This is a genomic window from Limnohabitans sp. 63ED37-2, from assembly GCF_001412535.1.
Lineage (GTDB): Bacteria > Pseudomonadota > Gammaproteobacteria > Burkholderiales > Burkholderiaceae_C > Limnohabitans_A.
The window spans coordinates 2,946,636-2,970,201 of sequence record NZ_CP011774.1 but is presented as its reverse complement, the minus strand read 5'-3'; the positions used below and the strand labels follow the sequence as shown (position 1 = coordinate 2,970,201).

At 59.5% G+C, this 23,566-nt stretch carries 32 protein-coding genes; 22 read left to right on the top strand and 10 right to left on the bottom strand.

From position 1 onward, the window contains the following. Positions 1-8: 8 nt before the first annotated feature. The 7 genes from rpsS to L63ED372_RS14080 all read left to right on the top strand — a co-directional run bounded on the left by rpsS (position 9) and on the right by L63ED372_RS14080 (position 3,048). Positions 9-287, top strand: a complete 279-nt coding sequence (gene rpsS / locus L63ED372_RS14110; protein ID WP_007847809.1) for a 30S ribosomal protein S19 — start codon at positions 9-11, stop codon at positions 285-287. A 9-nt stretch (positions 288-296) separates the two neighbouring features. After that, entirely contained in the window at positions 297-626 is a 330-nt protein-coding gene (gene rplV, locus L63ED372_RS14105; RefSeq protein WP_019426902.1) for a 50S ribosomal protein L22, read from the top strand. Between the two features lie 14 nt (positions 627-640). Further along, on the top strand, positions 641-1,519 hold the full coding sequence (rpsC, locus tag L63ED372_RS14100) for a 30S ribosomal protein S3 (RefSeq protein ID WP_062406802.1): 879 nt from the start codon (positions 641-643) through the stop codon (positions 1,517-1,519). A gap of 11 nt (positions 1,520-1,530) precedes the next feature. Continuing rightward, positions 1,531-1,947, top strand: a complete 417-nt coding sequence (rplP, locus tag L63ED372_RS14095) for a 50S ribosomal protein L16 (protein WP_019426900.1) — start codon at positions 1,531-1,533, stop codon at positions 1,945-1,947. Positions 1,948-1,964: 17 nt separating this feature from the next. Next, positions 1,965-2,159 (top strand): 50S ribosomal protein L29, encoded by a 195-nt coding sequence (rpmC, locus tag L63ED372_RS14090; RefSeq protein WP_053172813.1) that lies wholly within the window; start codon positions 1,965-1,967, stop codon positions 2,157-2,159. 9 nt (positions 2,160-2,168) lie between these two features. Next, entirely contained in the window at positions 2,169-2,438 is a 270-nt protein-coding gene (rpsQ, locus tag L63ED372_RS14085) for a 30S ribosomal protein S17 (RefSeq protein WP_019426898.1), read from the top strand. A 103-nt stretch (positions 2,439-2,541) separates the two neighbouring features. Further along, positions 2,542-3,048 (top strand): peroxiredoxin, encoded by a 507-nt coding sequence (locus tag L63ED372_RS14080; RefSeq protein WP_062406800.1) that lies wholly within the window; start codon positions 2,542-2,544, stop codon positions 3,046-3,048. A gap of 82 nt (positions 3,049-3,130) precedes the next feature. On the opposite strand, the gene L63ED372_RS14075 is transcribed toward L63ED372_RS14080, so the two are convergent. Next, entirely contained in the window at positions 3,131-3,634 is a 504-nt protein-coding gene (locus tag L63ED372_RS14075; RefSeq protein ID WP_197275272.1) for a GNAT family N-acetyltransferase, read from the bottom strand. Positions 3,635-3,673: 39 nt separating this feature from the next. Next, entirely contained in the window at positions 3,674-4,336 is a 663-nt protein-coding gene (locus L63ED372_RS14070; RefSeq protein ID WP_062408163.1) for a cytochrome b/b6 domain-containing protein, read from the bottom strand. A 92-nt stretch (positions 4,337-4,428) separates the two neighbouring features. Here L63ED372_RS14070 and L63ED372_RS14065 point away from each other — a divergent pair, with 92 nt between their 5' ends. Continuing rightward, complete coding sequence (locus tag L63ED372_RS14065; protein ID WP_062406798.1) at positions 4,429-4,881, top strand: c-type cytochrome; 453 nt, start codon at positions 4,429-4,431, stop codon at positions 4,879-4,881. A gap of 80 nt (positions 4,882-4,961) precedes the next feature. Here the strand turns inward: L63ED372_RS14065 and L63ED372_RS14060 are convergent, their stop codons facing one another. Next, positions 4,962-5,489 (bottom strand): TlpA disulfide reductase family protein, encoded by a 528-nt coding sequence (locus L63ED372_RS14060; protein ID WP_082431716.1) that lies wholly within the window; start codon positions 5,487-5,489, stop codon positions 4,962-4,964. 24 nt (positions 5,490-5,513) lie between these two features. Between L63ED372_RS14060 and L63ED372_RS14055 the strand changes: the two genes are divergently transcribed. After that, positions 5,514-6,176: a DUF4197 domain-containing protein gene (locus tag L63ED372_RS14055; RefSeq protein WP_082431715.1), complete on the top strand. Its 663-nt coding sequence runs from the start codon at positions 5,514-5,516 to the stop codon at positions 6,174-6,176. Positions 6,177-6,222: 46 nt separating this feature from the next. On the opposite strand, the gene L63ED372_RS14050 is transcribed toward L63ED372_RS14055, so the two are convergent. Then, complete coding sequence (locus L63ED372_RS14050) at positions 6,223-6,951, bottom strand: alpha/beta hydrolase family protein (protein WP_062406794.1); 729 nt, start codon at positions 6,949-6,951, stop codon at positions 6,223-6,225. Then, positions 6,951-8,195 carry a CaiB/BaiF CoA transferase family protein gene (locus L63ED372_RS14045; protein ID WP_062406791.1) on the bottom strand — a complete coding sequence of 415 codons (1,245 nt, stop codon included), beginning with the start codon at positions 8,193-8,195 and terminating at the stop codon, positions 6,951-6,953. The genes L63ED372_RS14050 and L63ED372_RS14045 overlap by 1 nt, the downstream gene beginning before the upstream one ends. Positions 8,196-8,248: 53 nt before the next feature. Here L63ED372_RS14045 and L63ED372_RS14040 point away from each other — a divergent pair, with 53 nt between their 5' ends. From L63ED372_RS14040 to ptsP, 5 genes are read left to right on the top strand one after another with little or no spacing between them, the layout of a single operon-like run. After that, positions 8,249-8,797 carry a hypothetical protein gene (locus tag L63ED372_RS14040; protein ID WP_062406789.1) on the top strand — a complete coding sequence of 183 codons (549 nt, stop codon included), beginning with the start codon at positions 8,249-8,251 and terminating at the stop codon, positions 8,795-8,797. After that, entirely contained in the window at positions 8,794-10,074 is a 1,281-nt protein-coding gene (locus L63ED372_RS14035) for an MFS transporter (protein ID WP_062406787.1), read from the top strand. Before L63ED372_RS14040 ends, L63ED372_RS14035 begins: the two co-directional genes overlap by 4 nt. 12 nt (positions 10,075-10,086) lie before the next feature. Next, positions 10,087-10,530 carry a PTS sugar transporter subunit IIA gene (locus tag L63ED372_RS14030; protein WP_062406785.1) on the top strand — a complete coding sequence of 148 codons (444 nt, stop codon included), beginning with the start codon at positions 10,087-10,089 and terminating at the stop codon, positions 10,528-10,530. Then, the gene (locus L63ED372_RS14025) at positions 10,499-10,768 is read left to right on the top strand and encodes an HPr family phosphocarrier protein (RefSeq protein WP_062406782.1); all 270 of its coding nucleotides are present in this window, start codon (positions 10,499-10,501) and stop codon (positions 10,766-10,768) included. Before L63ED372_RS14030 ends, L63ED372_RS14025 begins: the two co-directional genes overlap by 32 nt. Positions 10,769-10,771: 3 nt before the next feature. Beyond that, positions 10,772-12,520 (top strand): phosphoenolpyruvate--protein phosphotransferase, encoded by a 1,749-nt coding sequence (gene ptsP / locus L63ED372_RS14020; RefSeq protein WP_062406780.1) that lies wholly within the window; start codon positions 10,772-10,774, stop codon positions 12,518-12,520. A 42-nt stretch (positions 12,521-12,562) separates the two neighbouring features. On the opposite strand, the gene yghU is transcribed toward ptsP, so the two are convergent. Continuing rightward, the gene (yghU, locus tag L63ED372_RS14015; protein ID WP_062406778.1) at positions 12,563-13,447 is read right to left on the bottom strand and encodes a glutathione-dependent disulfide-bond oxidoreductase; all 885 of its coding nucleotides are present in this window, start codon (positions 13,445-13,447) and stop codon (positions 12,563-12,565) included. Positions 13,448-13,631: 184 nt separating this feature from the next. On the opposite strand from yghU, the gene L63ED372_RS14010 reads away from it, so the two are divergent. After that, positions 13,632-15,524 (top strand): O-linked N-acetylglucosamine transferase, SPINDLY family protein, encoded by a 1,893-nt coding sequence (locus L63ED372_RS14010; RefSeq protein WP_062406776.1) that lies wholly within the window; start codon positions 13,632-13,634, stop codon positions 15,522-15,524. 51 nt (positions 15,525-15,575) lie between these two features. Here L63ED372_RS14010 and lipA read toward each other — a convergent pair whose 3' ends face one another. The 4 genes from lipA to L63ED372_RS13990 are packed head-to-tail and all read right to left on the bottom strand — an operon-like array spanning position 15,576 to position 18,063. Beyond that, positions 15,576-16,583, bottom strand: coding sequence for a lipoyl synthase (gene lipA / locus L63ED372_RS14005; protein ID WP_062408159.1), 1,008 nt, complete (start codon positions 16,581-16,583; stop codon positions 15,576-15,578). A gap of 43 nt (positions 16,584-16,626) precedes the next feature. Next, a complete protein-coding gene (gene lipB / locus L63ED372_RS14000) occupies positions 16,627-17,289 on the bottom strand; it encodes a lipoyl(octanoyl) transferase LipB (RefSeq protein WP_082431713.1) in 663 nt (220 codons plus the stop codon). Between the two features lie 2 nt (positions 17,290-17,291). Beyond that, positions 17,292-17,591 carry a DUF493 family protein gene (locus L63ED372_RS13995; protein ID WP_062406772.1) on the bottom strand — a complete coding sequence of 100 codons (300 nt, stop codon included), beginning with the start codon at positions 17,589-17,591 and terminating at the stop codon, positions 17,292-17,294. Positions 17,592-17,616: 25 nt separating this feature from the next. Further along, positions 17,617-18,063: a CopD family protein gene (locus L63ED372_RS13990; RefSeq protein WP_062406770.1), complete on the bottom strand. Its 447-nt coding sequence runs from the start codon at positions 18,061-18,063 to the stop codon at positions 17,617-17,619. 191 nt (positions 18,064-18,254) lie between these two features. Here L63ED372_RS13990 and L63ED372_RS13985 point away from each other — a divergent pair, with 191 nt between their 5' ends. From L63ED372_RS13985 to atpG, 7 genes are read left to right on the top strand one after another with little or no spacing between them, the layout of a single operon-like run. Continuing rightward, on the top strand, positions 18,255-18,773 hold the full coding sequence (locus L63ED372_RS13985) for an ATP synthase subunit I (RefSeq protein ID WP_062406768.1): 519 nt from the start codon (positions 18,255-18,257) through the stop codon (positions 18,771-18,773). A gap of 15 nt (positions 18,774-18,788) precedes the next feature. Next, on the top strand, positions 18,789-19,667 hold the full coding sequence (atpB, locus tag L63ED372_RS13980) for a F0F1 ATP synthase subunit A (RefSeq protein ID WP_062406766.1): 879 nt from the start codon (positions 18,789-18,791) through the stop codon (positions 19,665-19,667). A gap of 56 nt (positions 19,668-19,723) precedes the next feature. Continuing rightward, positions 19,724-19,972 (top strand): F0F1 ATP synthase subunit C, encoded by a 249-nt coding sequence (gene atpE, locus L63ED372_RS13975; protein ID WP_019429175.1) that lies wholly within the window; start codon positions 19,724-19,726, stop codon positions 19,970-19,972. A 37-nt stretch (positions 19,973-20,009) separates the two neighbouring features. Continuing rightward, the gene (locus L63ED372_RS13970; protein ID WP_062406765.1) at positions 20,010-20,480 is read left to right on the top strand and encodes a F0F1 ATP synthase subunit B; all 471 of its coding nucleotides are present in this window, start codon (positions 20,010-20,012) and stop codon (positions 20,478-20,480) included. Between the two features lie 22 nt (positions 20,481-20,502). Then, positions 20,503-21,033, top strand: coding sequence for a F0F1 ATP synthase subunit delta (locus L63ED372_RS13965; RefSeq protein WP_062406763.1), 531 nt, complete (start codon positions 20,503-20,505; stop codon positions 21,031-21,033). A gap of 42 nt (positions 21,034-21,075) precedes the next feature. Further along, positions 21,076-22,629, top strand: a complete 1,554-nt coding sequence (gene atpA / locus L63ED372_RS13960; protein ID WP_062406762.1) for a F0F1 ATP synthase subunit alpha — start codon at positions 21,076-21,078, stop codon at positions 22,627-22,629. Positions 22,630-22,656: 27 nt separating this feature from the next. Continuing rightward, positions 22,657-23,541, top strand: a complete 885-nt coding sequence (atpG, locus tag L63ED372_RS13955) for a F0F1 ATP synthase subunit gamma (RefSeq protein ID WP_062406760.1) — start codon at positions 22,657-22,659, stop codon at positions 23,539-23,541. The last annotated feature ends 25 nt before the right edge of the window (positions 23,542-23,566 follow it).

Below are 23,566 nucleotides of genomic sequence, written 5' to 3'. Positions count from 1 at the left end.
GTTAGACAATGACACGCTCTCTCAAAAAGGGTCCATTCGTTGACCACCACTTGTTGGCCAAGGTTGAAAAAGCCGTTGCCACCAAAGATAAAAAGCCCGTCAAGACATGGTCGCGTCGCTCCATGGTTTTGCCCGATTTCATCGGTCTGACCATCGCCGTTCACAACGGTAAGCAACACGTTCCTGTTTATGTGACTGACCAGATGGTTGGCCACAAATTGGGCGAATTCGCATTGACCCGGACATTCAAGGGTCACCCTGCGGACAAAAAAGTCCAGAAGAAATAAGGAAAGACCATGGAAACACGTGCAGTCCTCCGGGGCGTCCGTTTGTCGGTCGATAAAGGCCGCCTGGTCGCCGATTTGATTCGCGGTAAAAAAGTGGATCAAGCTCTGAACATCCTGACCTTCACGCAGAAAAAAGCTGCGGGCATCGTCAAGAAGGTTCTCGAGTCCGCCATCGCCAACGCTGAACACAACGACGGCGCCGACATTGACGAGTTGAAGGTGAAAACCATCTACGTCGAACAAGGCACCACGCTCAAGCGTTTCACCGCCCGCGCCAAAGGCCGTGGCAACCGCATCAGCAAGCCCACATGCCATGTGTATGTGACGGTTGGCAACTAAGCCAGGGAAGAAACATGGGACAAAAAATCCATCCTACCGGCTTCCGTTTGGCCGTCAGCCGTAACTGGTCCAGCCGTTGGTACGCCAGCAACAAAGACTTCGCCGGCATGCTGGCTGAAGACATCAAGGTGCGTGAGTACCTCAAGGCCAAGCTCAAGAACGCCGCGGTTTCCCGCGTGCTGATCGAGCGTCCAGCCAAGAGCGCCCGCATCACCATCTTCTCGGCTCGTCCAGGTGTGGTGATCGGTAAAAAAGGCGAAGACATCGAGTTGCTCAAGAAAGAACTCGCTGCTCGCTTGGGCGTGCCAGTGGCCGTGAACATCGAAGAAGTGCGCAAGCCCGAAATCGATGCACAACTGATCGCTGACAGCATCACCCAGCAGCTCGAAAAGCGGATCATGTTCCGCCGCGCCATGAAGCGCGCCATGCAAAACGCCATGCGTCTGGGTGCCCAAGGCATCAAGATCATGTCGGCCGGTCGTCTGAACGGCATCGAGATTGCCCGTACCGAGTGGTACCGCGAAGGCCGCGTGCCATTGCACACCCTGCGTGCGGACATCGACTACGCCACTTCTGAAGCCAAGACCACTTACGGCGTTATCGGCGTCAAGGTCTGGGTCTACAAGGGTGACACTTTGGGTCGCAACGATGCACCAGCTTTGGCTGAGCCTCGTGCCGAAGAAGAGCGCCGTCCGCGTGGTCCACGCCGTGATGCACGTCCCGGTGAGCGCCCCGCAGGCGATCGCCGTGGCGGCCCACGTCGCCCCGCTGGCACCAACGCAGCACCCACCGACGGCAGCGACAAGCCTGCCGGCGCGGGTGGTGATGCCAAACCCGCCGTTAAGCGCGTACGCACAGTCGCCGCGCCAGCTGCAGCAGCTGACGGTCAATAAGGAGTAACAACATGCTGCAACCTGCTCGCAGAAAGTTCCGCAAGGAACAGAAAGGCCGCAACACCGGCGTCGCTACCCGTGGTAACACGGTGGCGTTCGGTGACTTCGGCCTGAAGTCCACAGACCGCGGCCGTTTGACGGCCCGCCAGATCGAAGCCGCACGTCGTGCGATTTCCCGTCACGTCAAGCGTGGCGGCCGCATCTGGATTCGTGTGTTCCCTGACAAGCCGATCTCCACCAAGCCTGCTGAAGTGCGTATGGGTAACGGTAAAGGTAACCCCGAGTACTACGTGGCCGAAATCCAACCCGGTAAGGTGCTCTACGAAATCGTAGGCGTGCCAGAAGAGTTGGCCCGTGAAGCCTTCAAATTGGCCGCTGCCAAGCTGCCCCTGCGCACCACGTTCGTGGCACGCATGATTGGCCAATAATTCAGGAGAAATAAGAAATGAACGCTGCTGAATTGCGCCAAAAAGACGTTGCTGGTGTGAAAGACGAAATCAAAGCGCTGCAAAAAGCTCACTTTGGCCTTCGTATGCAAAAAGCCACACAACAACTCGGCAACACCGGTACGCTGAGCCAGACTCGCCGTGCCATCGCCCGTGCCAAAACCATCCTTGCCCAAAAGCAAGCCGCCAAGTAAGGAGTGACCATGACGGAAGCTAAAACATCCCTCAAGCGCACCTTGATTGGCAAGGTGGTCAGCGACAAGCGCGCCAAGACCGTGACCGTGCTGGTCGAGCGTCGTGTGAAACACGCCCTCTACGGCAAGATCGTGGCCAAGTCGAGCAAGTACCACGCGCACGACGAAACAGGTGAATTCCACTTGGGCGACACCATCGAAATCACGGAAAGCCGTCCGATTTCGAAGACCAAAAACTGGGTCGCTACGCGCCTGGTTCAGAAAGCTGCTGCCGTTTAAGCCCTTCAGGCCAACTGCTGCAAACTTTTTGAAAACGACCCACAATGGTGGGTCGTTTTTTTTTACCCCGGCAATATCGCCACATCACAACAAGGAGCACCACATGATCAAAGTCGGAGACACATTGCCCGCAGCCACCCTGATGGAATACGTCGAAGTAGAAGGCAATGGTTGCAGCATTGGCCCCAACCCAGTGGACGTGGCCAAAGCCACAGCGGGCAAGACCATCGCCCTGTTTGCCTTGCCGGGCGCATTCACGCCCACCTGCTCGGCCAAACACGTCCCAGGTTACGTGGAAAACCACGATGCCTTGAAAGCGGCCGGCGTGGACGAAATCTGGTGCGTCAGCGTGAACGACGCATTTGTGATGGGCGCTTGGGCCCGTGACCAGAAAACCGGCGCCAAAGTGCGCATGCTGGGCGACGGCAGTGGCGATTTCAGCAAGGCCACAGGCTTGACCCTGGACCTGACAACCCGCGGCATGGGTGTGCGCAGCAACCGCTACTCGATGCTCGTCAAAGACGGCAAGGTGGCCACATTGAACGTAGAAGGTCCTGGCAAATTCGAAGTCAGCGATGCGGCCACACTGTTGGCCCAAGCCAAGGGTTGAACCCCCTTAAGCTAAAAAAAGGGGCCTTGGGCCCCTTTTTTTGATGCGTGCTGGTTCAAGGTGATGTGAAACAGCAATCCAATTAGACAATGTCCACTTTCAGGTAATGTGCCCCAGCATGGGGGTTATGGTAGTAAGGCGGAATCTCGACAAAACCCAAATCTTCGTACAAAGCGCGAGCCGCCTCCATGTCGTCCAAGGTGTCGAGCAAAACACAGTGATAGGCAGCCGCACGAGCCGCATCCAGAATGCCTTCGGTGAGCAAGCGCCCCAAGCCCAAACCTCTGTAGGCCGGACGCACATACAGGCGCTTCATCTCGGCGGCATTGGCATAGTCGCAGGCATCGAAGGGTCGCAAAGCACAGCACCCAGCCACGGCACCGTCCACCCAGGCCAAAAGCAATGCACCACGGGGCTCAGCATACTCCCCGGGCAAGTCAGCGAGTTCCTGATCGAAGTTCTGAAAACACAAATCCACCGCCAGGCTGGCCGCGTACTCTGAAAAAATGGTGCGAGTGGCCAACCAATCGGCCGCATGCGCAGGACTGCGCAGCGCAATGACGGGTGATTCAGACGATGGCTTCAAGGGACTTTTCCTCCACAGGCACACAGTGTAATGGGGTGATCAGCCCCCCATTGACAGCAAGCCATAAACGACCAAGGCCGCAAAGCCCAAAACCAGCAAGGCCACAAGCCGATGGCGCAGCTGGTCGTGTGAGGCAGGAACCGGTTCGGGCAAGCTCTTGTCTCCGTGCAGCATAGCTGGCAACAAAGGTGGATGTTTCTTGAAACGGTGCCAAAGCAGGGCCACCAGGTGCAGCAGCACCAGCAAAATGATGATCAGTTTGCCCCAATTTTTGTGCCAGGCCGAGGCCCATGACACCCAACTGCTGGAGACCAGAGCCGTCAAAGGACCGGCATTGGCAATTTCATCGTCACTGATCAAACCGGTAGACACTTGAAACGCTAAAAAAAACAACATGGCCAGAATGGACCAAGAGCCCAGGGGGTTGTGACCCGCTTGGGTCCGGTCGGTGGCACGCGACCGCAGATAAGCCAGAACATGCCGTGGATGCAAGGGCAAACTGGACCAACGGGACCAGTGTCCACCCGCAAACCCCCATGCCAGCCTGAAAAGCACCAAGGTGAGCACGACATAGCCTAAGCGGAAATGCCAGACCATGGCGTTGCCGCCCACATTGCCCGTGATGACCAAGCCCATCACACACAAGGCCAAGGCCCAGTGAAACAAACGAGTGGGTAAATCCCAAATGCGAACTGTGAACATGTGCACTTTCATGGATGCGGGAAAGAGGAAATTATGAGAAACTGAAACAAGGATAAATCTTTTTAACCTTTTCACCACAACGGGAGTTCAACATGAAATACACCACGAGCTGCGCAAGCGCTTTGCTAATGCTGGCGATGGGCCTGCCAGCACAGGCGCAATTTGCCAAACCTGAAGATGCCATCAAATACCGAAAGGCCAGTTTCACCGTGATGGCCGCGCATTTTGGCCGACTCGGTGCCATGGCCAATGGCCGTGCACCCTACGATGCCAAGGCGGCAGCCGACAACGCCGATGTGGTCGCCACCTTGGCCAAGTTGCCATGGGCCGCCTTTGGTGAAGGCACCGACAAAGGTGACACCCGTGCCAAGCCAGAGATCTGGAAAGAATCGGCCAAGTACAAAGAGGCCGCAGACAAAATGCAAGCCGAAATCGTGAAACTGAACACCGCTGCCAAAGCGGGCAACATCGACGCCTTGAAGGCGGCATTTGGTCCAGCAGCCGCCTCGTGCAAGGCCTGCCACGACAATTTCCGCAAGGATTGAGGTTGGCAAAGGCCCAAGATCCACAGTCATAAATCAACCGGGTCGGCGCGGCCCGGTTGCTCAAGCAACCCAGTTTGAAGTCAAGACTCGGCCAGCAGTTTGTCGATCAACTGGTGAAGCTCGACAAAATCGGGTGTACCCACAAATCGCTTAACGACCTCACCACGCTTGTTCAACAAAAAAGTGGTGGGCGTGAGCTTCACATCGCCCCAAGCACGCGCCACCCCCCCGGTGTTGTCAATCGCCACTTTGAAGGGCAACTGCCGCGTCTGTGCAAAATTGACCACGTAGCTGGGTGGGTCGTAACTCATGGCGACAGCCACGGTTTCGTAGCCCCGATCCTTGAACTTGTTGTAAGTGGCAATCAACTCGGGCATTTCAGCCACACAGGATGTGCAACTGGTGGCCCAGAAATTGACCAAAGATACTTTTCCTTGCAATTGCTGCGTGCTGACGGTGCTGCCGTCGAGCAAAACAAAGGAAGATTCGGGCGCACGTTCACCTGAACAACCCCACAGGGCCAGCAACAGGCCGAACGTGCACGCCCCATTCAACACACGACGGCTGACATGCTGCAGCTTCCAGGGAGTATTCAGGTGGTTCTTCATCGTAGAAAGTTTAATGCCTTCGCCATGTCCTCGGGGATTTTGGCCATTGTGCCCGCGCATGCCTTCAGTTGGGCGGACCTGAGTGCTGGTGATGCCTCACAAGGTTTGAAACTGGCCTTGGAAAAAGGGGCCAGTGCGGCCATCGGTTTGCTCGGGGTGCAAGATGGCTTCATGGGCCATGACAAGGTGCGCATTGGTTTGCCAGATGCCTTGAACAAGGGCGCAAGAATGCTCAAAACGCTGGGCATGGGTCAGCAACTTGATGCCTTGACCTTGCAAATGAACCGCGCCGCCGAACAAGCCGTGCCCTTGGCTCAAAAGGCCTTGATGCAATCGATACAGACCATGTCGGTGCAAGACGCCAAGGGCATCTTAAAGGGGGGCGATACAGCGGCGACCCAATTTTTTGTGGACAAAACCCGAGCGCCCTTGAGTGCGGAATTCCTGCCGCAGGTCAAACAGGTGCTGGGGCAATTGGGTGTGGTCGAGCAGTTCAATGCGGTGGCGGGCAAGTTGTCCAGCATGGGCTTGGTGTCCAGAGACAAAGCGCTTTTGGAAAACCATGTGACGGCCAAAGCCCTTGACGGGCTTTACTACATGATTGGCGAAGAGGAAAAAAAGATTCGCCAGAACCCCGCCCAAGCGGGCAGCGCCTTGCTGACCAAGGTGTTTGGTGCTTTGCGCTGAAAGAGACCAGTCCCGGCGCTGCGCCCGATCCAAGCGGCTAAGGGATTTAAAGCAGGGACAACAGGTGTTTGACCAAACCTTGCGGGTCACTGACCATGGGGTCATGGCCGGTGTGCATCTCCAGCACTTGTGAGCCGGGCAACCAAGCGCCGTCCCAAAATTTGGGGTCCACCATGCGCAGGCGGCTGACATCGATGGTGCCCAGGGGCGGCGTGGTGCAGTTGATGAAAGTGCGTGGCACGCTGGCCACGCGGCGGGGATCAAAGTCGAGCACTTGGGTGTACGGACCGCCCGGGTGTGGGGTCTGGCGTCGTTGCACCCAGGCATGGTCGGCGTCGCTCAGGCCAAAAACCGAGGGGTCTGGGGCCGGAAAGGCATACAAGGGATCGGCTTGCGCCGCAGCGATGCGGGCGGTTCGGGTGGCACTGGCGTGGGTGCTGCTCCAACATTCACCGGGTTTGGGCAGCACCGCGTCCAAATAAACCAGGTGGCGCAGGCGATCGGGTCTGCGGTCGGCCACGGCCGTGCCGAGCATGCCGGCGTACGAGTGCACCACCAGCACCACATCGTTCAGTTCTTCGGCGTCCATGGCGGCCATCACGTCGGTGATGTGGGTTTCAAGATCAATATCCGCTTGCAGCAGGTGAGCGCGCTCACCCACGCCCGTCAGGGTGACGGCATGGACGCGGTGGCCCGCACCGATGAGGCCCGGCACCACACGTTGCCAGCACCAAGCCCCGTGCCAAGCGCCATGCACTAGCAAAAAGTTGGCCATCAGATCACCCCTTTGCCGCGCAGGGGGCCGAGTTGTTCGGCGTCCCAGCCCAACACTTCGGCCAAGACTTCGGCGGTGTGTTGGCCCAGCATGGGCGGCGGCAAGTCCTGACGCACGGGGGTGCGGCTCATCTTGATCGGGCTGGCCACCAGTTTCAGGTTGGGTTTGACCGGGTGTTGCCAATCCTGCACCATGCCACGGGCCTGGATTTGCGGGTCCACAAAGACCTCGCTCAGGGTGTTGATGGCCCCGCAGGGCACCTTGGCGGCTTCGAGGGCCGCCAGCCAGTCGGCCTTGGTGCGGGTTTTCAGGATGCCTTCCAGCAGGGGTACCAGGATGTCGCGGTGGCGCACGCGCTGCGTGTTTTGGGCAAAACGCGGGTCTTGCGCCAGTTCAGGGCAGCCGGCTACGGCGCAAAACTTCACAAACTGCCCGTCGTTGCCCACCGCCAAGATCAGGTGGTCGCGGGTGCCCGGTGCAGCGCCCGTTGGGGCCATGACCTCAAACACTTGGTAGGGCACGATGTTCTGGTGCGCGTTGCCTGCGCGGCCGGGCGTTTTACCGCTGACCAGGTAATTGGAGCCCAAATTGGCGAGCATGGCGACCTGCGTGTCGAGCAAGGCCATGTCGACCATCTGGCCCTCGCCCGAGCGTTCGGCGTGGCGCAGCGCCGCCAAAATCGCCACGGTGGCGTACATGCCGGTGAACAGGTCTGCCACGGCCACCCCCACTTTTTGCGGGCCGCCGCCCAGGTCGTCGCGCTCGCCGGTCACACTCATCAAGCCGCCGATGCCTTGCACCGCATAGTCGTAACCCGCCCGTTCGCGGTAAGGGCCGGTCTGGCCAAAACCGGTCACGCTGCAATAGACCAGCTTGGGGTTGAGGGCGCTCAGGCTGGCGTAATCCAGGCCGTAACGGGCCATGTCACCGACCTTGAAGTTCTCCACAAACACGTCGCAGTGCCGAACCAGTTCGCGGATCAGCGCTTGGCCTGCGGGTTGCGCGATGTCACAGGTCACCGATCGCTTGTTGCGGTTGGCGCCCAAGTAGTAGGCGGCTTCCGCGGTGTCCTGACCTTGGGCGTCTTTCAAAAAGGGGGGGCCCCAGGTCCGGGTGTCGTCGCCCGTGCCGGGGCGCTCGATCTTGATGACATCGGCCCCCAGATCGGCCAAGGTCTGGGTACACCAGGGGCCCGCCAGAACGCGGGAGAGGTCGAGAACGCGGATGCCGTCGAGTGAATTCATGGGGCACATTGTCGCCAAAACCCAATGCGGCCGCTGATCAGGATAATCACCCCATGCGAATCCATTCTTCGGCCTTGGTGGCCAGCCTCTTTGGGGCCCTGACTTTGAGCGCTTGCAGCCCTGCCCAGAACTGGCGGGACGTGGCCTTTGAGGGCAGCGCACTCAAAGCCCAATTGCCCTGCAAACCCGACCGCACTACCCGCAATGTTCCCTTGGGCGGCGTGCCTGTGGAATTGCAGGTGGTGGGCTGCGAAAGCGGTGCGGCCATGGTGGCGGTGATGACGGCCTCCTTGCCCGCCGGGGCCGATGCCAGTGCGGTAATGGCCGCCTGGCAAAAAGCCACCTTGGACAATGCCCGTGTGACCCAGCCCTTGGCGGCCGGGCAGCAACAGATTTGGCAGCGCCCGGGTCAGCTGCCCTTGGCCACATCGGTGCGGGTGCAAGCCCCGGGCCAGCGGGCCAATGGCGAACCGGTGAACATGGACGCCGTGTGGGGCGCATTGCCCGAAGGCGAGCGGGTGCGGCTGGTCCATGCCGTGGTGTACGACCTCAAAATTGCGGCAGATTTGGCCAACACCTTGTTTGATGGGATCAAGCCATGAGCGCTACACCGTTGAGTGACCCAGCGTTGGCTAACCCGGAGCACTTGCCACGCCGCATGGCTGTGGTGGTGTTTTTGGCCTTTGCGCTGGCCTATTTTTTCTCGGCTTTGGTGCGGGCCATCACCGCCACCTTGTCGCCCACTTTGACCACCGAATTCAGCCTGAGTGCGCAAGACTTGGGCTTGTTGGCGGGTGGATACTTTTTGGGCTTTTCGCTCACCCAGCTGCCCTTGGGGCGCTGGCTGGACCAACACGGCCCGAAAAAAGTCATCCTCGCTTTTTTGACTTTTGCTGTGCTCGGTTGTTTGGCCTTTTCGTGGGCCGAGAGTTTTCATGGTTTGCTGGCCGCGCGGGTGCTGTGCGGCATGGGCGTGAGCGCCTGCCTGATGGCGCCGCTCACCGGTTACCGACGCTGGTTTGATGCCAGCACCCAACTGCGCACCAACTCTTGGATGCTGATGACCGGCTCTTTGGGCATGCTGGCGGCCACCTTGCCGGTGCAGTGGCTCATGCCCATCTGGGGCTGGCGTGCCTTGTTTGTGATGCTGGGCGTGATGATTGCCATCGCCATGCTGTTGATCACCCTGTTGGTTCCTGCGTGGCAAAAAGCCACGCCCGCAGCCGACAGCCCGCAGACGCCGTACGACGACGATGGCAGTTACCGCGAAATCTGGCGCAGCGCCTATTTTTGGCGCATGACGCCCATCGGCTTTTTCAGCTACGGCGGTATGGTCGCCATCCAGACCTTGTGGGCGGGCCCTTGGATGACCCAGGTGGCGGGCTGGACGGCGGCCGAGGCCGCATCCGGCTTGTTCCTGATTAACTTGGCCATGCTGATGACTTTTTGGGCATGGGGCATGATCACGCCGGGTCTGGCGCGTCGGGGCATTCCGGTCGAGCGGCTGATTGCCTGGGGCTTGCCTTTGAGTTTTGGTGTCATTGGCGCACTGGTTTGGATGGGGCCCAGCGTGGGTGCTGGTGCTGCCGTGGGCATGGCCTTGCTGTGTGTGACCAGCACTTTTGTGGCGCTGGCCCAACCGGCCGTGGGCATGGCTTTCCCCTCGCATCTGGCCGGTCGCGCCCTGTCGGCGTACAACTTGGTGATCTTTGCGGGCATTTTTGTGGTGCAGTGGGGCATTGGATTGTTGGTCGATGCTGGGCGTGGCCTGGGACTGGCCAATGCGCAGGCTTACCAAGTGGCTTTGGCCTGTTTTGGTTTGAGTTCGGTCGCCTCGTGGGCATTTTTCATGCTCAAAAAACCAGCGCAGCGTCGATAATCAGACCTCATCATGATTGGCATCCTCATCATCGCCCACGCCCCGCTGGCCACCGCCTTGCGCGAGTGCGCCCTGCATGTGTTTCCTGACTGCGCGACGGGCGTTTTGGCACTGGACGTGTTGCCCCACGATGCGCCCGAAGACAGCCTGGCCCGGGCGCACGAAGCCATGACCGCCCTGGGCACGACCGAGGTGTTGCTGCTCAGTGACGTGTTTGGTGCCACGCCCTGCAATGTGGCCCAGCAACTGGGCGATGGCCTTCACACGCGGCTGGTGGCCGGGGTCAATTTGCCCATGCTGCTGCGCAGCGTTTGTTACCGCCATGAAAGCCTGGAAGCCCTGGCCGCACGCGCCCACGCAGGCGGCACCCAAGGCGTGATGCCAGTGGGCAGCACCGCCCCCCAAAACCAAATCGGACAGAGACATGCCCCAAGCCACCGTGACCATCAGCAATAAATTGGGCTTGCACGCCCGAGCCTCTGCCAAGTTGACCAAATTGGCTGGCAGCTTTCCGTGTGATGTCTGGATGAGCAAGGGCGAGCGCCGCATCAACGCCAAAAGCATCATGGGCGTCATGATGCTGGCCGCAGGGCTGGGCAGTGAGGTGATGCTGGACACCCAAGGCGAACGCGATGAAGAGGCCTTGACGGCCCTGTTGGCGCTGATCAACGACAAATTCGGCGAAGGCGAATAAGCCATGACCTTCAGCATCCATGGCTTGGCGGTGGCGCGTGGCATTGCCATTGGGCGAGCCGTCTTGGTGGCCTCCAGCCGCGTCGATGTGGCGCACTATTTTGTGCAGCCCGAGCAAGTCAACAGCGAGATTCAACGTTTGCGCGTGGCCCGCGATGCGGTGGTCGATGAGCTGCAGCGCCTGCAAAAAGACATGCCCAAGGATGCGCCGCACGAGCTGGCGGCCTTGCTCGACGTGCACCTGATGTTGCTGCAAGACGAAGAGCTGACGTCAGGCGTGGTCCACTGGATCAAGACACGCCTGTACAACGCCGAATGGGCGCTGACCAGCCAGCTCGACATCATCGTGCGCCAGTTCGAGGAGATGGAAGACCCTTACCTGCGCGAACGCAAAGCCGACATGGAGCAAGTGGGTGAGCGGGTGCTGCATTGCCTCAAAGGAACGGGTGCCATGGTGGCCCAGGCCAAGCGACCTCAGCGGCCTCAGCAAGAACTGCAGCTGGGCGATACCGATGTGCCGCTGGTGCTGGTGGCGCACGACCTCTCGCCTGCCGACATGCTGCAATTCAAGCAAAGCGTGTTCACCGGGTTTGTCACCGATGTCGGTGGCAAGACGTCTCACACTGCCATCGTGGCCCGCAGCCTCGACATCCCGGCCGTGGTGGGTGCACGCACCGCCAGCCAGCTGGTCAAGCAAGACGACTGGGTCATCATTGATGGCGATGCGGGCGTGATCATCGTCGACCCATCGCCCATCATCATGGCCGATTACGGCTTCAAGCAGCGCCAGGGCGATCTCGAGCGCGAGCGCCTGGCCCGTTTGCGGCACACACCATCGGTCACCCTGGATGGGCAAAAGATCGAGCTGTTGGCCAACATTGAAATGCCCGAAGACACACATGCCGCCATCGCAGCGGGTGCTGTGGGTGTGGGCTTGTTTCGCAGCGAATTTTTGTTCATGGGCCGCCAAGGCCATTTGCCAGACGAAGAAGAGCAGTACCAGGCTTATCGCCGAGCCGTGGATGGCATGAACGGTTTGCCTGTGACCATCCGCACGGTGGATGTGGGGGCCGACAAACCGCTCGATGAGAGCCGCCACGAAGCCTCGCACCTGAACCCAGCCTTGGGCTTGCGTGCCATTCGCTGGTGCCTGGCCGATCCGTCCATGTTCCTCACGCAACTGCGGGCCATCTTGCGTGCCGCTGCCCATGGACAGGTGAATTTGCTGATCCCCATGTTGGCCCACGGCAGCGAGATACGCCAAACCTTGGCCTTGGTCGACCAGGCCCGCCACGAGTTGGATCGGCGCGGACAGGTGCACGGTCCGGTGCGCCTTGGCGCGATGATTGAAATTCCGGCTGCGGCCTTGTCATTGCGCCTGTTCCTCAAGCACTTTGACTTTTTATCGATCGGGACCAACGACCTGATCCAGTACACCTTGGCGATTGACCGGGCCGATGAATCGGTCGCGCATTTGTACGACCCGCTGCACCCGGCCGTGTTGCGGCTGATTGCGGACACCATTGCCGAGTGCCAGCGCCAAGGCAAGGGCGTGTCGGTGTGTGGCGAGATGGCCGGCGATGTGGCCATGACGCGTTTGCTGCTCGGGCTGGGCCTGCGCAGCTTTTCCATGCACCCGTCACAAATCCTGTCGGTCAAGCACCAAGTGCTGCGCTCGGACACCACCAAATTGGCCCCCTGGGCCGAGCAGGTGCTGGACAGCGAAGACCCTGCGGCCTGCATGAACCCCTGAGCCGCATGGGGAGAGCCGGGTCAAGATGGCCCGGCGGCGGTGTCACGCGGCTTTGATTTTGTCTTGTGTGCGGGTGTCGAAGTCACCCGCATCGTGGCGCTCGTGCAGCTGAGACTCGGGCGTCCCCACAACGCGGTTGACCATGCGCCCGCGTTTGACGGCAGGGCGTTGCGCCAGTTCTTCGGCCCAGCGCTGCACATGGGTGTAGGTGTGCACCGCCAAGAACTCGCCGGCCTCGTACAGCAGGCCTTTGGCCAGGGCGCCATACCAGGGCCAAATGGCGATGTCGGCAATCGTGTATTCGTCGCCTGCGATGAAGCGGGATTCGGCCAAGCGGCGGTCTAGCACATCCATCTCGCGCTTGACCTCCATGGCAAAGCGGTCGATGGCGTATTCGATCTTGAAGGGGGCGTAGGCATAAAAATGGCCGAAACCACCGCCCAAATAAGGCGCGCTGCCCATTTGCCAAAACAGCCACGACATGCATTCAGCGCGTTGGGCCGGGTCGGTGGGCAGCAGAGCGCCAAATTTTTCGGCCAGATAGACCAAGATGGCGCCGGACTCGAACACCCGCACGGGCTGCTCGCCGCTGCAGTCCAGCAGTGCCGGAATTTTGGAGTTGGGGTTGACGCTCACAAAGCCGCTGCCAAACTGCTGACCTTCTTGGATGCGGATGAGCCAGGCATCGTATTCGGCACCCGTGTGCCCCAAAGCCAACAATTCTTCGAGCATCACCGTGACCTTGACGCCATTGGGCGTGCCCATGGAGTAAAGCTGCAGCGGGTGTTGGCCGCGCGGCAAGTCTTGCTCGTGGGTGGCCCCTGCGATGGGGCGGTTGATGTTGGCAAATCGCCCGCCATTGGCTTTGTTCCAGGTCCAGACTTTGGGTGGGGTGTAGGCGGTGGCGTCAGCGGTGGTGTCGGTCATGGGGGCCTTAAGTGATGGGCGTGAGCGCTTTGGGTGGTCGCCAGTTTAGGGGAAAAGCCCATTCCTCGCAGCGCTCGCGTTGGCTCCATTCGGTGAATGCGCCAAGGCATCGCACGATGGGCTGCTTGATCACTAAAATCCACTTTTGACCAAAGATCTGTTGCGCGCAATGCGCCATTGCCCCATGAAAAAAACACCCGCGAAAGGCCGCCCAGCCAAGCCTTCAGGCATGCTGAGCAAGCTCTTGGGGCAGGTTGCGGTGCCTGCGTCCCGGCCCTCAGCTGGCACCACGCCCGCTGCCTGCCAAGCTTTGCTGGAAGAGGCGGTGAGCGACTACCAAAAGGGCGAATGGGCGCAGGCCGAAAGCCGCACCGACGCCTTGTTGGCGCAGTCGGGTGTGCCCCAGGCCTACCGCTTGTCTGCGCTGAACCTGAAGGCCACCTTGGCGGCCTGCACCCATCGTCTGGCTTTGGCCGTTGAGCTTTACCAAGACTTGCTGCGTGAACAACCTGGGCATGTGGAGGCGCTGGCCAATTTGGGCCTGAGCTTGCAAAAACTGCAACGTTACGAGGAGGCTGTGGTGCATTTGCGTCAGGCGATTGCGCTGCGTCCGGGGCATGCCAACGCGCACCTGAATCTGGGCCTGACCTACCAATCGCTGGGTCGAACCCAAGAGGCCAAAGCATCCTATCTGGCCACGCTGGCGCTGGAGCCCGGTCATTTGCAAGCGCATTTCAACCTGGCCAAATGGTGGCAAGACGCTTTTGACTTTGAAGAGGCCAGCCGCGCTTACCAAGCCACGCTGGCGCTGGCGCCGCATCACGCCGATGCATTGGCCAACCTGATTTTTGTGCAGCACTACCGCTACCCGCCCGATGAGGCTGCGCACCAAGCCTTGTTGCGCCGCTGCGCCCCCTTGTACCCGGCCGCGCCCGAATGGCCGCGCCGACCGGCCCAGGCCCCAACCTTGCGCGTGGGCTTGGTGTCGGCCGATTTTCACCAGCACCCGGTGGGCTACTTTTTGCGTGATGTGTTGCTGGCGCTGGCAAGCACCGCCGTGGCCTCTGGCCAGTTGCGCTTGTTGGCCTATGCCAACGACACGACATCGGACGAGCTGACCGCATGTATTCGACCGGTTTTTGAGGCCTGGCACACGGTGGATTTGTGGACCGACGAGCGGCTGGCGGCGCAAATCCGCAGCGATGGCGTGGACATTCTGGTGGACTTGTCCGGCCGCACGGCAGGCAACCGCCTGCCGGTGTTTGCGGCCAAACCCGCACCGCTCCAGGTCAGTTGGCTCGGCTACTTTGCCAGCACCGGTTTGCCGCAAATGGACGCCATCTTGGCCGACCCGGTGTGTGTGCCCGAGGGCGAAGAGTCTTTGTATGTGGAGCAAGTGGTTCGCCTGCCCCACACCCGTTTGTGCATGAGCCCGCCTGTAGCCGCCCCCGAGCCGTCGGCGCCGCCGGTCCTGCGCAATGGGTTCATCACTTTTGGCTGCTACCAGACGCTGCCCAAGATCAACGCGGGTGTTCTGGCCGCTTGGGCGCACATTCTGGCCGCTTGCCCGCAGGCGCGTTTGCGTTTGCAGGCACCTCAGTTCAGCGATGCGGGGCAACTGAGCCGCTTTGGCGAGCGCTTGCTGGCGGCGGGCATCGACCCAGCCCGGGTGGACTTGTTGCCACCGGTCAGCCGTGCGCAGTACCTGGACAGCTACAGCCAAGTGGACATCCTGCTCGACACCTTTCCTTATCCCGGTGGCACCACCACGGCAGAGGCCTTGTGGATGGGGGTACCCACCCTCACGTTGGCCATGCCCGGCATGCTGGGCAGACAAGGCCAGGCCATGCTGAGCAACCTGGGCCTGCACGATTGGGTGGCCCACAGCGAGGCCGAATACATGGCCCAAGCCGTAGCCTGGGGCCAAGGGGGAGGTCTGGTGGCCGAGCGGCTGCTAAGCTTGCGCCAGCAAGTGCGCAGCCAAGCGGCGAGTTCGCCGCTGTTCGATGCACCTCGCTTTGCCCACGACTGGTGGGCCGCGATGCAAGGTCTGTGGCGGCAGAAGATGAGCGCTTGAAGCACGCCAGCTGGCGAGTCAGGCTGGCCCAGATGCTCAGGCGCTGGTCGGTCAGCGGGCGGGGGTGTTCAGGTGGGCCGAATGCGCCTGCTGGTCGGCGTGGTAACTGCTGCGCACCATGGCACCCACCGCGGCGTGTGAAAAGCCCATTTCGTAGGCCTTGGCCTCAAACATCTTGAAGGTGTCGGGATGCACGTAGCGGCGCACGGGCAGGTGGCTGTTGCTGGGGGCCAGGTACTGGCCAATGGTGAGCATCTCGATGTTGTGCGCACGCATGTCACGCATGACTTCCAAGATTTCTTCGTCGGTCTCGCCCAGGCCGACCATCAGGCCGCTCTTGGTGGGCACATTCGGGAACAGGGCTTTGAATTTTTTCAGCAGGTTCAGTGAGAACTGGTAGTCCGAGCCTGGGCGTGCTTCTTTGTAGAGGCGCGGCACGGTTTCCATGTTGTGGTTCATCACATCGGGCGGCGCGGCCTTCAGGATCTCGAGGGCGCGGTCGTCGCGGCCGCGGAAGTCGGGCACCAGCACTTCGATTTGGGTGGTGGGCGAGAGCTCACGGGTCTTGCGGATGCATTCCACAAAGTGTCCAGCGCCGCCGTCGCGCAGGTCATCGCGGTCCACGCTGGTAATCACCACGTATTGCAGTTTGAGCTGCGCAATCGTCTTGGCCAGGTTGTCGGGCTCGTTCACATCGAGTGGGTCAGGGCGGCCGTGGCCCACGTCGCAAAACGGGCAGCGGCGCGTGCACTTGTCGCCCATGATCATGAAGGTGGCCGTGCCCTTGCCAAAGCATTCACCGATGTTGGGGCAACTGGCTTCTTCACACACGGTCACCAATTTGTTGGCGCGCAGCACGTCTTTGATTTCGTAAAAGCGGGTGGTGGGCGAGCCCGCCTTGACACGGATCCATTCGGGCTTTTTGAGCACCTCGGCCTGCTCCACCTTGACCGGAATGCGCGAGAGTTTGGCGGCCGCCTTTTGCTTGGCCATGGGGTCGTAGTTTTCTACGCTTTGTGCTTCGCGCACCACTTGGCGTTCGGTCGGGGTATTGCTCATCGGATTCTTTCGGTCGCCGTTTGGCGGCAGGTCAGGGGACGTTTCAGAGTCGGGTGGCGAGTTGGCCAGCCAGCACACGGGCAGCATCGTCCCAGGTGGTTTCAACACCGATTGTAAAAAGGTCTACGGTTTTCAGGCCGGCATAACCACAGGGGTTGATACGCTCAAAGGGTTGAAGGTCCATGGCCACGTTCAGGGCCGCGCCGTGGTAGGTGCAGTGGCGGCTGACTTTGATGCCCAAGGCGCTGATTTTGCCCAAGCCCTTGAAGGGGTCGCCTGCCGGGGCTGGGCCGACCAAGGCTGCGTGGCTGAAAGGGTCGTCGAGGCGCACATAGATGCCTGGAGCCCCAGCCACCCGGTGGCCTGTGACGCCGAAGTGCGCCAGTGTGCGGATAACCGATTCTTCCAGCTTGAAGACGTATTCCTTGACGTAGTACCCGGCGCGTTGCAGGTTGACCAAGGGGTAAGCCATGACTTGGCCGGGGCCATGAAATGTGACTTGTCCACCCCGATTGGTTTGAACCACCGGAATGTCGCCGGGCATCAAGAGGTGCGAGGCTTGCCCCGCCAGCCCTTGGGTGAACACAGGCGGGTGTTCGCACACCCAAAGTTCATTGGGCGTCTCAGGCGTGCGAGTGGCGGTGAAGGCCTGCATGGCTTCGTAGGTTGGCAAGTAGTCGACTTGCCCAAGAAGCCGGATGTCCATGCTCAAAGCACGATTTTGACCATGGGGTGCGAGGTCAGGGCGCGGTAAAGGTCGTCGAGTTGTTCGCGGCTGGTCGCCGTGATGCTGAGCGTCACGCCCAGGTAGTTGCCGCCTTTGCTGGGGCGCAACTCGATGGTGGTGGGGTCAAAGCCCGGATCGAACTGCAGGGCGACCTGGCACATGGCTTCGGCAAAGCCGTCGACCATGGCGCCCATGACCTTGATTGGGAAGACCGAGGGGTACTCGATCAGGGTGTCTTTGCGCGGGTCGATGCCAGCGGGGGGTGTGATGGAAGCGCTCATGAAAAGGTCCGTTTTGCCTACTAGCTTAACGCCAGACGATGACCGCCAAAACCGCCAACCAGCCCAAAGCAAAATTGGTCAGCACCAAGGGGTGAATTTGCCCCAAAGCCTTGCCTGCTGCGGGCCAATCGGTGTTGGCCACAGCAGCTTTCAAGCGGCGAAAGGGCGCAAACCAGATGTGGGCAAAAATCAGGCACATCAGCAGCCCCAGGCCCGACATGGCGTGCCAACCCTTGGGGGCGAGCGTCATGTCGGCCATCGACAGCATCCAGAAACCGCTGGTCAAAATCAAGGCAATCGAGATCCAAACCATGGAAAAAAACCTGCTCAGCACGGCTGCCATCAGGGCCAGACGCTCGGGGGGCGCCATTTGGGTGATGACCACCGGGCGCAGCGCCAAAATGACCAAGGCCATGCCGCCCAGCCAGACGATGGCTGCCGCCAAGTGAAGAAATTTAAACCATTCGTACATACATCAGCCGATCTTTAACGTGGAAAGCCAAGGTCCAACGACCCTTCGTGCCCATTGTCGCCGCTGGTATTGGCCGTTTTGAGCCAAGGGCAATGGGGCATGGATCAAAAAAAGTAGGAACGCACGGGTTTCTACGTATAATCAGAGGCTTTGCAGTGTTCGCCGCGTTTGTAACCACGGTGTAATTTGAGATGACCAAAATCGCCTCATCCCTGAAAACGGGTATGCCCAGTGACACGCCAGATGCTGCAGATGAAGGTCTCGAACCCGAATTCAAGCCCCTGAGCGCTGAACAAGCGCGGGCCTGGCGACAACACAACCCACAGGCTTCGCCTTGGCGAGTGTTGTTTTTGCAGGTGGGGGTGGGCGCTTTGATGGCGCTTGTAACCGGGTTGTTCACGGGTGAGTGGAAGCTTGCTGCGTCTTCAGCCTGGGGTTCGGTGGCTGTGGTGGTTCCTGCCGTTGTGTTTGTACGGGCCTTGAGCCGACAAATGCGGCGCACCCAGCCAGGCTCAGCTTTGATGGGCCTGATGGTGTGGGAGTTGGTCAAGATTGTCTTGACCGTGGCGTTGCTCCTGGTGGCGCCCAAAGTGATTTCTGATCTGAACTGGTTTGCCTTGGTGGCCGGTTTTGTGGTGACGATGAAGGTGTATTGGCTGGCCATGGCGCTGGGCTGGATGCAACGCAAATCGAAACCGACCCTTTTTTGAACTGATTGGTGATTTATGGCTGCTGAAAACGCTGGCGCACACGCCCCAACGGCTGGAGAGTACATCCAGCATCACTTGCAACACCTGCAAATGAACTTTTCATTTGAAGGCGTCAAGCAAACGAGCATCGTGGACTTCAGTCTGTTCAACCTCGACTCGGTCTTTTTCTCATTGGTTTTGGGTGTGATCGGCTGCATCGTTTTGTGGGCTGCTGCTCGCAAAGCCACTTCGGGTGTTCCCGGCCGCTTTCAGGCGGCTGTTGAGATCTTGTCCGAAATGGTCGAAAACCAGGCCAAGGGCGTGATCCACAACGCCAAAAGCCGCAAGCTCATTTCGCCTCTGGCCCTGACCGTTTTCGTCTGGATTTTCCTGATGAACGCCATGGACATGTTGCCCGTCGATCTGATTCCTGCCACTTGGCATGCCGTTGGTCCCGCTTTGGGCTTCAAAGATTACATGCGTGTGGTGCCTACGGCCGACTTGTCCACCACCTTGGGCTTGTCTTGTTCTGTGCTGTTCATTTGCTTGGTCTACAACATCAAGATCAAGGGTTTGGGCGGCTGGGCTCACGAACTGATTGCTGCACCGTTTGGTGACCATTGGGCCCTGTGGCCAGTCAACTTCCTGATGCAGATGATTGAATATTTGGCCAAGACGGTTTCGCACGGCATGCGACTGTTTGGCAACATGTTTGCAGGTGAGTTGGTGTTCATGTTGATTGCCCTCATGGGTGGCGGCTGGGCATTGTCGGCAACCGGTGTGGGCCTGGCCATTGGTCATGTCATTGCCGGTACCGTGTGGACGCTGTTCCACATCCTGGTCATCACCTTGCAAGCCTTCATCTTTATGATGTTGACGCTGATCTACACAGGTCAAGCGCACGACGCACATTGATGACTCTTTTTCCCTTGTTTCTCGTTTCTTTTTCCAATCACTTTTAGGAGCTTCTCATGGAAAACATTCTCGGCCTGGTGGCATTGGCATGTGGTTTGATCGTTGGTCTGGGCGCTATCGGTGCCTCCATCGGTATCGCTTTGATGGGCGGCAAATTCCTCGAGTCTTCAGCTCGTCAACCTGAGTTGATGAACGAATTGCAGACCAAGATGTTCATCTTGGCAGGTCTGATCGACGCTGCGTTCCTGATCGGTGTGGCCATCGCCTTGCTGTTCGCCTTCGCCAACCCCTTCGTTCTGAAGTAATCCACGTACCTCTTCACGCAAGAAGAAGGACTGAACCGTGAACATTAACGCTACTCTGTTCATTCAGATGATCGTTTTTGCGATTCTGGTGTGGTTCACGATGAAATTCGTGTGGCCCCCGATCACAAAAGCGCTCGACGAACGAGCACAGAAAATCGCTGACGGCCTCGCTGCCGCCGACAAAGCCAAAGCCGAACTCTCCAGCGCCAATGCGCGTGTTGAGTCTGAATTGGCCAAATCGCGCAACGAGACGGCTTCGCGCTTGGCTGACGCCGAGCGCCGTGCAAATGGCATCATTGATGAAGCCAAAGCACGAGCCACCGAAGAAGGCAACAAGATCATCGCAGCTGCCAAGGCCGAAGCCGAGCAGCAATCGGTCAAGGCACGCGAGGCTCTGCGTGAGCAAGTCGCTGCCCTGGCCGTCAAAGGCGCCGAGCAGATTCTCCGCAAGGAAGTCAACGCTGGTGTCCACGCTGATCTGCTGAGCCGCCTCAAGACCGAGCTGTAAGAAGCTCCAGCCAGAGAAGACCATGGCAGAACTTGCTACCATCGCCCGCCCTTATGCCGAAGCGCTGTTCAAGGCGCAGGCATCCGATCTTGCTGGCACGGCCGCTTGGCTGGATGAACTCGCTGCTGTTGCCAATAACGCGCAACTGCAGCAGTTCATCGACAGCCCCAAAGTGTCCGACGAGCAGGCGTTTGACCTGATCTCCGGTGTGGTGCGCACAGCACTGCCCGAGGCTGGCAAGAACTTCCTGCGCCTGGTGATCGAAAACCGCCGTCTCAGTGCGCTGCCTGTGGTTGCACAGCAGTACCGGGCCCTCATGAATGCGCAAGGTGGCACTGCCGATGCAGTGGTCTACAGCGCATTCCCCATCGACGCCTCGGCTTTGGCCGACTTGTCGTCCACGCTCGAAAAACGCTTTGCGCGCAAGCTCAACGTGAGCGTCGAGCTCGATGCCGCCTTGATCGGTGGCATCCGTGTGGTGGTGGGCGACGAGGTGCTCGACACCTCTGTCAAGGCCCGACTGGAACAAATGAAATCGGCCCTCACCGCCTAAGCGGGTGAGACCGGACATATTTAAAGAAAGAAGGAAAGAGTCATGCAACTCAATCCCGCAGAAATTTCTGAACTGATCAAGAGCCGCATTGAAGGGCTGTCCGCCAGCGCCGATATCCGCAACCAGGGCACCGTGGTGTCTGTGACCGACGGTATTGTTCGCGTGCACGGCCTGTCCGATGTGATGCAGGGCGAGATGCTCGAATTCCCAGCGACTGCTGAAGGTGCAGCCACCTATGGTCTGGCCCTGAACCTCGAGCGTGACTCGGTCGGCGCCGTGATCTTGGGTGAGTACGAGCACATCTCCGAAGGCGACACGGTCAAGTGCACCGGCCGCATTCTGGAAGTGCCCGTGGGCCCCGAACTGATTGGCCGTGTGGTGAACGCACTGGGTCAGCCGATTGACGGCAAAGGCCCGATCAACGCCAAAATGACCGATGTGATCGAAAAAGTCGCCCCTGGCGTGATCGCACGTAAATCGGTTGACCAGCCTATGCAAACCGGCCTGAAGTCGATCGACTCCATGGTGCCCGTGGGCCGTGGCCAGCGCGAATTGATCATTGGCGACCGCCAGACCGGCAAAACGGCCGTCGCGATCGACGCCATCATCAACCAAAAAGGTCAGAACATGACTTGCGTTTATGTCGCGATTGGCCAAAAAGCCTCGTCGATCAAGAACGTGGTGCGTGCTCTGGAACAAGCTGGCGCAATGGAATACACCATCGTGGTGGCCGCTTCCGCCTCCGAATCCGCTGCCATGCAGTATGTGTCGGCCTACTCCGGCTGCACCATGGGCGAATACTTCCGTGACCGCGGCGAAGACGCTTTGATCGTTTATGACGATCTGTCTAAGCAAGCTGTGGCCTACCGTCAAGTGTCGTTGCTCTTGCGCCGCCCACCAGGCCGCGAAGCCTACCCTGGCGACGTGTTCTATTTGCACAGCCGTCTGCTCGAGCGTGCAGCCCGCGTGAATGCCGACTACGTCGAAGCCTTCACCAAAGGTGCTGTGACAGGTAAGACAGGTTCTTTGACGGCTCTGCCCATCATTGAAACCCAAGCCGGTGACGTGTCCGCTTTCGTGCCCACCAACGTGATTTCGATCACCGACGGTCAGATCTTCTTGGAAACCAGCTTGTTCAACGCCGGTATCCGCCCTGCGATCAACGCCGGTATCTCGGTGTCCCGCGTCGGTAGCTCTGCTCAGACCAAGATCATCAAAGGCCAATCCGGCGGTATCCGTACCGACTTGGCCCAGTACCGTGAATTGGCTGCGTTCGCGCAGTTCGCTTCCGATCTGGACGAGTCCACACGCAAGCAGCTCGACCGTGGTGCCCGCGTGACCGAATTGCTCAAGCAAGCCCAGTACAGCCCGCTGTCCATCAGCCTGATGGGTGCCAGCTTGTTTGCAGTGAACAAGGGTTACATGGACGACATCGATGTCAAGAAAGTCTTGGCTTTTGAGCACGGCTTGCACGCTTACCTGAAGGATTCGTGCGCTGCTTTGCTGGCCAAGATCGAAAGCTCCAAAGCACTGGACAAAGAGGCTGAAGCCGAATTGAACACCGCCGTGGCCGCTTTCAAGAAAAGCTTTGCTTAATTTCTACCTGATCAAAAGGAGCCTCTGATGGCATCGGGCAAGGAACTACGCACCAAGATCAAATCGGTGGAAAACACCAAGAAGATCACCAAGGCCATGGAGATGATTTCCGTCTCCAAAATGCGCAAAGCGCAGGAGCGTATGCGCACGGCCCGGCCTTACAGCGAGAAGATTCGCACCATTGCGAGCCATCTCGGCCAGGCCAACCCTGAGTACGTGCACCCCTTCATGCAGCGCAACGACGGCAAGTCGGTGGGCTTCATTGTGGTCACCACGGACAAGGGTTTGTGTGGCGGTTTGAACACCAACCTCTTGCGCGCTGTGACCGTTCAACTGCGTGAAACACAGGCTCAGGGCAAAACCCCTGTGGCCGTGGCCATCGGCGGCAAGGGTCTCGGTTTTCTGAACCGTGTCAATGCCAAAGTGGTGGCCCATGTGACCCAGTTGGGCGACAAGCCGCACCTCGACAAGCTGATCGGCCCCGTCAAGGTGCTGCTCGATGCCTACGCTGCAGGCGAAGTGAGCGCGGTGTACCTGTGCTACAACAAGTTTGTCAGCACCATGGCACAAGTGCCCACCATCGACATGCTGCTGCCCTTGTCTGCGGCCGACATGCAAGCCGAGACCAAAGCGGCTGGCCACACACACGCCTGGGATTACATCTACGAACCCGATGCCCAGTCGGTGATTGACGATCTCTTGGTCCGTTATGCAGAAGCTTTGGCCTACCAGGCTGTGGCTGAAAACATGGCCTCCGAGCATGCCGCCCGAATGGTGGCCATGAAGGCCGCGACCGACAACGCCGGCAATGTGATCGGCGAGCTCAAGCTCGTCTACAACAAGACCCGTCAAGCCGCCATCACCAAAGAACTGTCGGAAATCGTCTCTGGCGCAGCTGCGATCAGCGGTTGACTCCCAGTTCTGCAAATTCAAATTA